This is a genomic window from Skermanella sp. (genome assembly GCF_059503625.1).
In genome coordinates this window covers 1-7,443 of record NZ_JCACHA010000911.1, presented here as the reverse complement: position 1 = coordinate 7,443, position 7,443 = coordinate 1, and the positions used below count along the sequence as shown (strand labels likewise).

Genomic DNA, 7,443 nt, shown 5'->3' with positions numbered 1-7,443 from the left:
CAACAGCGTCGAATCAGAACGCGCGATTCCAAGCAACATCAAAGTGCTCTAGCCACGCACGCCGACACGGGCCAGATCGTCGCCTCGCTGCTGACCGACAGGGATGCCGATGACGGCTCGCAGGTCGGACCCTTGCTCGAGCGGGTCGATGGTGCCGCGGCGTCCTTCACCGGCGATGAGGCCTACGACAGGACGACGTCCATGGCGAGGTCGCGGCACGCCACCCCGACGCGGCCTTGGTCGTACCACCACGCGCGAGCGCTGCGCCAAGCGAAGCCGCGCAGTCCGCACCAACGCAGCGGGATGCGCATCTCAGATGCACCGCTGAGCGCGGCCGCATAGTTTGGCAGAGAGCCTTAGGGTACAACTGACGTGCTCTGGTGGAGGCCGACGTCTCGAGACGGAAACGCCTCATCGGTGACGGACTGCGCTCGCAAACGTATGGGCGGCAAGCGACCGAGGTTGCCGTCGCCACCGCCGTGCTGAACCAAATGCTTGAACTCGGACGGCCAGAGTACGTCCGCATCACGTGATCCCGAACGCGGGCAAGGACCAGTATGTCGATGCCGCTGACCCCTGAAACACGGCTGCTCAAGACGGCATTTGGCTGACCCATGTGTGCCGCGGGCTCTGGAGAAGGCCGGGTACCCTGTCGTTCCGGAGGACCATGTCGAGCTGCGGAAGGTTCCCAAACGGTGAGGGCCCCCATCATATAACTCCGCAACCTATGTCGCCAGCGCTGCCACATGGGGTGTGAGCTCTCCCCCGCCGAGGTTCGTAGCGACGCATCACCACCTCAGCGCAGGCGGCCGGCACGTCCCCGCCCTAGCTTGGGGGCCAAGGGACAGTGCGGTGGCGACGTGCCGCCAGCGCTGCCACATGGGGTGTGAGCTCTCCCCCGCCGAGGTTCCGACGCAACGCGTCGCCACCACAGCAAAATCCGTGGTGCTGCCGCGGCAAGGCGAGCCCATACATCTACGACGTGTAGACCGGGCGCGAGTCGTAACGTCAGCAGGCGTGAGTTCTCCCCCGTCGGCACAGTGCCCTCACACCCGCGACGCCCAGCATTGGCTGCGGCATTGGGCACAATGGGGAAGGGAAGGGGGACTGCCGAGTCGCCGCGGAGCGGGGGATAACTCACGCAGCGACAAAGTCCACAAGGTAAGGGGGTATCCACGGGGGAAAGCTCACGCGATTCCGGGGGAGACCTCACGCGAATCGGAGTTATCCACGGGGAGGTGCTCACAGATTCTACTAATTGAGTTCAACTAGCTTTCGAGTAGCTCCGTGAGTTATCCCCCAATTGACGCTTTGGACAAAGATCCTGGATGTTCGAGGCGATGAATGGAGCCGTCTGATGAACGAAGCCGACGCCGGAGCGAGGCGGCTCGTCCTGGTCCATGGCCGCGAGCAAGCCCGCCTTATGGTAGAGCCCGAGATCAGGCCCCTCGTGGACATCGCGGCGGAAGTGCTCGCGGACGACGGCGGCCGGATCGGGATCTCCTACAGCGGCTTCTGCCTCACGGGCTTGCCCCACAAGCGGCTTCTTGACGAAGAGCCTTGGGAGAAGCGCGGGCACCGCGTGACGCTCTTAGTAGAGCCGGGGCGGCTCAAGGTAGGACCCGGACCCGCAAAGCTGCTCGGCGTGCCTTACGGGGCCCGCGCCAGGATGATCCTCCTCTACCTCCAGACCCAGGCCGTGAGGACAGGCTCGCGCGAGGTAGAGCTTGGGAGAAGTCTGCACGATTGGCTAGGCAGGATGGGCCTTGCTTGGGGCGGTGAGACCGGCAAAGCGTTAAGAGAGCAGGCAGCGCGAATCGCGGCCTGCTCCTTGAAGTTTTTCTGGGAGGGCGAGGACGCAAGCGCGTGGGAGGCAGGGCGCTTCGTCCGATCCGGACTGCGCTTTCATCGCCGTGCTGACGAAGAGCGCCAAGCCGATCTTTGGGAGGACCGCGTCGTGCTCGATGAGAGCTTCTACGACGCACTCCGCAAGCACCCGGTGCCGCTACGCGAGACTGCAATTCGCGAGCTTGCGGACCGCTCGGCCAGCCTCGATCTTTACATCTGGCTGGCCTACCGCCTGCACAGCCTGCAGGTTCCAACTCAAGTGCGCTGGGCAGCGCTGCGCGACCAGTTTGGCGCGAATTATGCGCAAATTCGGTTCTTCCGGCGCGACTTCCCGAAAATGCTGGGCCCGGCGGTTGCCGCCTACCCGGAAGCGCGAGTGGAGCTGACTGAGGAAGGCGTAATTCTGAACCCGTCACCCCCGCCCGTCGGTCCGCGTATCATGGCCATGAAGGGACCTGATGCGGCTCCTGCGCGGCGGGCTGGTGGTCAGAGGCACGGGGGTTAACTCACGCGGGGTGTGCAAAAGCGGCAGACTCCCTGTTGACCGGTCAGGGCTGCTCCAGGACCGCCAAGGAGGAGCCAGCAACCTGGGGGTAAACTCACGCCTGCCGCTCGGTTGTTCCCAGGGCGTTGTTGCAGAAATCAGGATGAAGACGCGCTGATCTCGCGTGCCGCTTCGATCAGGTGAGAGCGACGGTGTCTGGCATGCCAAGACGGTTGAAGGTGTTGAGGATGGCACACACCTTATTGCGTCGATCGCCTGCCTGGATGGCTTCGGGTGGTGAGGCCGGGGCGCGTCCCTCCATCCTACAGGGGCACCCCTCTTGCCGTTCAAGTGCAATGCCGACAGCCAGCGTCACATTCACAAGCAGCGGCACCGGGTCACCAACTGGGCCGAATACGATGCGGGTCTGCGCACCCGCGGCAGCCTGACGATCTGGTTCACGGCGGAGGCGTGTGAGGCGTGGAGGGCCGAGCCCCGCATTAATCGGGGCGGTCAGCCGCGCTACTCCTTTCTGGCGATCGCCACGGCCCTGACGCTCCAGTCGGTGTTCCGCCTGGCGCTGCGCCAGACCGAAGGGCTGATCGGCTCCATTTTGCAGTTGCTCGGTCTCGACCTTGCCGTGCCGGACCACTCCACCCTGAGCCGTCGGGCCGAGACGCTGGAGGTGCTGTGGCCAAAGCCGGGGAGCACGCCCGTGCACCTGCTGATGGACAGCACGGGAATACGGCTGTGCGGGCCCGGCGAATGGCTGATCGAGAAGCACGGCACCAAGCGGCGCCGGGCCTGGAGGGTGCTGCACCTTGCCACCAACGCCTACACTGGCCGGATTGTGACCTCCGTGCTGACCGACAGGGATGTCGATGATGGCTCGCAGGTTAGTCCTCTGCTCGACCGGATCGACGGAGCAGTGACGTCCTTCACCGGCGACGGCACCTACGACCGCGAGGACGTCTACAGCAAGGTCGAGGCGCGGCATCCGGAGGCGGCCGTCCTCGTGCCGCCGCGCTCGAGTGCGGTGCCGGGCGATACGGAGGAAACAGCACCGACGCAGAGGGACCGACATCTGCAGGCCATCGCCGAGCGCGGCCGAATGGATTGGCAGCGGGCCTCGGGGTACAACTGGCGTGCCCTGGTCGAGGCCGACGTGTCGCGGTGGAAATGCGTCATCGGCGACGGGCTCCGTTCGCAGACGGACGGGCGTCAGGCGACCGAGGTGGCCATCGCCGCCAACGTGCTCAACCGCATGCCTGAGCTGGGACGCCCGGAGTGCGTCCGCATCGCATGGTCCAGGACAAGGGCAGGGCTCAATGCACCCACACTGCTAACTCCTGCAGGTCGTGTCCCATCGCATGGTGTAGGAGCGATGGCTCCTGGCGGGCTGGGCCGCCGATCAGGCTGGCACGGCGCTGAGCCTGACGTGGCCAGTATCGCTGACGGCGCTGATGGCTTCCAGGGTCATACCATGCGGGCCCGCTATGCGGAGAGGCTGCTGGTGGGGCGCGGTGCCGTAGCCCGCTTGCATGAGCGACGCGGTGGTTAGAGGGTTGCCAATCCAGTCTCGCAACCGCTGCAGTCCAGTCCGCATCATCGTCCCCGCCGGCGGGTCGGATACCCCCACCCGCATCCTCATCCCTCGTACGGCGGACGAGCTGGGCCAGCTTCTGCCGGCGCCTGAGCAGTTCGGGGGTGGCCCGAGAGCGCCCTACAGCCCGGCCTATGGCAGCCGTAGTGCCTCTTCCACCTCCGGCAATGCTGCAAGTGTCGTCGCCACACCGGACGGCGCCCAGAGATGTGGGAATAGTCGCTCGGTTTCCCCAAGTGGGAAGGCCACCTCCAACGGTGCATCCTTCGCGCCGGTCAGCAGCCCGCGCTCCACGAGCGGCCTGACCAAGCGCCGTGCCTGCCGATCGCTGGTGCCGACAAGCCCCGGCACCTCGCCGCGGGGCACCCTGCCGAACAGCATCGCTGCTTCCAGCAGTGGCCCGACGCGCGGATCGAGCCGGCCGCCAGCGGCCTCGGCGGCCACGAACTCCCGCACCCGGCCTGACAGCGCCTCCGGCGCCAGCAGCGCCCGCATGAACCGAACCTGGTCAAGGCAGGCCGCCAGGAAGAATCGGCAGAACGCCGCCAGCCGGCCATCCGAGAGGATTCCGCGTCCGTCGAGCGCACCCTGTGGCGGCGCATCGGCGCGGGCAAGATAGGCCTTGTAGGCCTCGACATTACGCGCGAGGCCGCGCGAAACCGACCACAGCGCCGAGCCGACTGAGGCACGTCGCAGCAGCGCGTGCGACAGCAGCCGGGCGGTGCGTCCGTTGCCGTCCGCGAAGGGATGCACCCAGAGCAGCCGGTGGTGAAGCGCGGCGATAGCGATAAGCCGGTCGGCCCGACCAAAGCGTTCCGGCGCCCCTTCATCAAGGCGGGACAGCCAACCCGGCAATTCCTCCGGCGCCGGCGCGAGGTGATGGCCGACCTCAACGTGGCCATCCCGCAGCCTGCCCGGCAGCACCTCCACTCGGCGGCCGCTATCCCGCTCCTCGACGAAGCGCAGCTCCGGCGGCATCTTCTCGTAGAAGCGGCGATGGATCTCGATCGCCAGTGTCGACGCCTCGGCGCAGCCGTCGAGCTCGCCGGCATCAATCGCCCCCTGCACCGCGATATGGGCGGCCGCCTCCAGCTGCAGGTTACGGCGCTTCGGCTCGGTGGCCAGGTCGGCCCTGAGCGCACGCTCGATGTCGACGGGGCGGGTGTCGTGTCCCTCGATCAGGTTCGAATAGTAGCAGTTCATGCCCCGCACGAGGTCGCCGACCGCGGCCGCTGTCCCGGGCGCCAGCCTGCCAGCCAAGCCACCGGCCTCCGCCCCCAGCAGGAAGGCAAGATCGCGGAGGGCAGCCCACACCGGCTGCTCACTACCAGGCACGAGGGTTAGGGAAGCTGGACCTGCGTTTCGCACTATCGTATGGCCGGCTTAGAACGACGGCCATGCTACTGATGTTTGTTGGAAAAAACCAGAATTAGGCCGGCTGTATGGCCGGCCTTATGGCCGGCATGGGTAGAGGTGTCAGGGCGCTATTTTGTTGCAGGAGGGTCGTGTCCCGGGGAACAGGGTCACTAGGCCGCCACGGGCTCGGTCAGGCGCACATCAACGGTCAGACTATCGGCTGTAACGCGGACACCCTGCTTGCCTCGCACGACAAGCCCTGCGTGTTCGAGCGCTGCCACGTCACCGTGCACCCGCGAGTAATCCCGGCCGATGTCTAGGGCCAAGGCTCGCACGCTCCGCGCCGGGTGAGTCCCGAGGTGGCGGAGCAACTGCACACGTGCTGGGGTGAGCAGCGCCATCATGCCCTCCCACGTCTCGAACGCCACCACGTGGTGGTGCACCGCCTCACCACGCGCAGCCCGCTCCCACCCATCAGTCACAGCATCGAGTTCGGCATCGAGCGTCGTGCCTGCCCGGATCGTCAGCTTGTCCTCGTTCATCGCTCACCTCGCGCTTTGCGCACATCAGCCCGGAAGTCGGCGATCAGTTCGCGAATGCCTCGGAAATCGTAGGCTTCCTCACGATCGCCATAGTGCCGGTGGTCGCCCTTACCGGCCTCATTATCGTAACCCACGAACCGCTCACCGGGGCGGCCATAGAACAGGGAGTATTTGAAACTGTGACCTGACCCACGGACCGGGGAGGGGACCTGCCACACCCGGATCTGCACGATGGCACCATCGTCGAACACAAACCGCGTGCGAATGATCGGGGTTGCCGGTGCCATACCGATAGTATGGCACCTCAACACATATGTCTCAATAGGTTATAGTAGGGGAGGGGTTGCCCTCCCCACCATGTCATCGATCGGAGCGCCGCCTTGGTGCCTGGGTCGGCGGGGCATTGCCAAGTTGCCGACGTCTATCCGGAACGAAGTGGCTGGGCCAAGCTGGATTGATGACGCCCGAGCTCGCCACCTATCCTGGATACCGCTTTCCGGTTGAGGTCATCAGCCATGTGGTATGGCTCCATCACGTCTTCAGCTTGGGCCTGCGCGATGTCGAGCTGATCCTGATAGAGCGGGGCACCGGCGTAACACACGAGAGCATCCGGCAGTGGTGTCTCAGGTTCGGGCCCCGCTTCGGTCGAAGGATGCGTCGGCGCAGGCCGAGGCCGGCGCCGACGCATGGCACGTGGATGAGGTGTACCTGAAGATTAACGGCGCGCTGCACAACCTCTGGCGCGCGGTGGACCAGCACGGCGTCGTGCTCGACATCCTCGTGCAGAGCCGGCGGAACGCGACTGCGGCCAAACGCTTCTTCAAGCGCTTGCTTGCCGGTTTCAAGTTCAAGCCCAGCCGGGTTGTGTTGCGAAGTCTGGACGGGGCTGCGAGTAGCGCCGCAGGCCAGCGTGTTGCACTGGTCGACGGACCGGGCGCATTGAGCCCGGCCCAGCTTTCCGGTCATGCGATGCGGACGTACTCCGGGCGATCGAGCTCAAGCATGCGGTTCAGCACCTCAGCGGCGACGGCCACCTCGGTGCGCTGTCGCCCGTCAGTTTGCGAACGCAGACCATCACCGATGACGCGCTTCCATCTTGAGATGTCAGACTCCACCAGAGCTCGGTGGTTGTACCCCGATGCTTTCTGCCAGCCCATGCGACCGCGCTCGGCGATGAGCTGCAGATGTCGATCGCGCTGGGTCGGCGCTGTCCCAGCCCTGTCGCTCGGCACTGCGCTTGAGCGAGGCGGGACGATGACGTTGGCATCCGGATGCCGTGTAGCGACCCCGGCGTGGACGTCGTCCCTGTCGTATGCACCGTCACCGGTGAAGGACGCCACCGGCCCCTCCATTTGGTCGAGCAAGGAGCCAACCTGTGAGCCATCGTGGCCATCCTTGTCGGTCAGCACCGATGCAACGATGAACCCGGTGTCGGCATCGGTGGCGAGATGAAGCTTGCGCCAGCCACGCCGCTTTCTCGTGCCGTGCTTCTCTACCCGCCACTCGCCGGGACCACAGAGCTTTAACCCTGTGCTGTCCACCAGCAGGTGGACGGGCTGTTTGGTCCCGGGATTTTGTGGTGCGGGTTCTGGATGCATCTAAACGGCTCT

5 protein-coding genes and 3 pseudogenes are annotated in these 7,443 nt (G+C 65.6%); 4 read left to right on the top strand and 4 right to left on the bottom strand.

Annotated elements, in window-relative coordinates; genetic code table 11:
- The 3 genes and pseudogenes from AC5JJ6_RS33250 to AC5JJ6_RS33240 form a co-directional block, all read left to right on the top strand.
- Positions 1–342, top strand: a pseudogene (locus AC5JJ6_RS33250) (hypothetical protein); the annotation flags it as partial.
- Between the two features lie 1,015 nt (positions 343–1,357).
- On the top strand, positions 1,358–2,353 hold the full coding sequence (locus tag AC5JJ6_RS33245; protein ID WP_496046144.1) for a replication protein RepA: 996 nt from the start codon (positions 1,358–1,360) through the stop codon (positions 2,351–2,353).
- Positions 2,354–2,672: 319 nt separating this feature from the next.
- Positions 2,673–3,629, top strand: a pseudogene (locus AC5JJ6_RS33240) (IS5 family transposase); the annotation flags it as partial.
- Positions 3,630–4,067: 438 nt separating this feature from the next.
- Here AC5JJ6_RS33240 and AC5JJ6_RS33235 read toward each other — a convergent pair.
- The 3 genes from AC5JJ6_RS33235 to AC5JJ6_RS33225 form a co-directional block, all read right to left on the bottom strand.
- The gene (locus AC5JJ6_RS33235; protein ID WP_496046143.1) at positions 4,068–5,195 is read right to left on the bottom strand and encodes a Fic family protein; all 1,128 of its coding nucleotides are present in this window, start codon (positions 5,193–5,195) and stop codon (positions 4,068–4,070) included.
- Between the two features lie 266 nt (positions 5,196–5,461).
- Positions 5,462–5,833, bottom strand: a complete 372-nt coding sequence (locus tag AC5JJ6_RS33230; protein ID WP_496046142.1) for an HVO_A0114 family putative DNA-binding protein — start codon at positions 5,831–5,833, stop codon at positions 5,462–5,464.
- The gene (locus tag AC5JJ6_RS33225; RefSeq protein WP_496046141.1) at positions 5,830–6,120 is read right to left on the bottom strand and encodes a toxin-antitoxin system TumE family protein; all 291 of its coding nucleotides are present in this window, start codon (positions 6,118–6,120) and stop codon (positions 5,830–5,832) included. Before AC5JJ6_RS33225 ends, AC5JJ6_RS33230 begins: the two co-directional genes overlap by 4 nt.
- 235 nt (positions 6,121–6,355) lie before the next feature.
- Between AC5JJ6_RS33225 and AC5JJ6_RS33220 the strand changes: the two are divergent.
- Positions 6,356–6,640 (top strand): annotated as a pseudogene (locus tag AC5JJ6_RS33220) (DDE-type integrase/transposase/recombinase); the annotation flags it as partial.
- Between the two features lie 155 nt (positions 6,641–6,795).
- Here AC5JJ6_RS33220 and AC5JJ6_RS33215 read toward each other — a convergent pair.
- Entirely contained in the window at positions 6,796–7,431 is a 636-nt protein-coding gene (locus AC5JJ6_RS33215; RefSeq protein ID WP_496046140.1) for an IS5 family transposase, read from the bottom strand.
- Positions 7,432–7,443 lie beyond the last annotated feature (12 nt).